Source organism: Polaromonas sp. P1_G2, assembly GCF_056405515.1.
On sequence record NZ_JBFUBY010000836.1, the window covers coordinates 1 to 541 of the forward strand.

At 55.8% G+C, this 541-nt stretch carries 2 protein-coding genes; both read right to left on the reverse strand.

What is annotated here, in order from left to right; all coding sequences use genetic code 11:
• A partial coding sequence (locus AC1D0P_RS27885) for a hypothetical protein (RefSeq protein ID WP_477679695.1) occupies nt 1–322 on the reverse strand: 322 nt, incomplete at its 3' end.
• Between the two features lies 1 nt (nt 323).
• Nucleotides 324–541, reverse strand: a 218-nt coding sequence (locus AC1D0P_RS27890; protein WP_477679696.1) for a hypothetical protein, incomplete at its 5' end; no start/stop codon positions are given.

A 541-nucleotide genomic window follows, 5' to 3' on the forward strand; every position in this document is an offset into this window, starting at 1 on the left:
GGATCGATTCGACAAGTGCCCCAATCTTGCTGACGGCTGACCTTGTGCGCATATCCTCGGGATCAAGAACCCCGACCGTCATCATGATTTCCTGCAGTGAGATTGTGGAGTGACTGTGGGCATTCGATTCTAGGAAATGGCGGAGTTCTGCAGAAATCTTGCCTTGCAGGCGATCTATGTAGACCGAGGTGTCGAGCAATAGAATCTGATCGAACTGCCGCGGATCGAAGAACTGAAGCGCAGAGCCGGATCGCCTCGCCAAACCGCTGTTCGGAAACCTTCGCGCCCAGCGCAAAGCTGCGTCAAAATCGAAGCCGGACAAATCAGAACTCCAGATCGATATCTGGATCGATAGAACCTTCCAGCTCGCGAAACGCCTTCTTGAACGGGTCTTCGACAGCCAGTTGCGCAAGGGCGAATTTTACCAGATCGGAATCGGAGCTGATGCCAGTCCGCGCCTTTGCAGCGGCGATCATCCTGGCACTCACGCGCGCCGTGACCCGGCTCTCCTTCGTCTCCAGGAAACCCTGCTCCTCGGCAT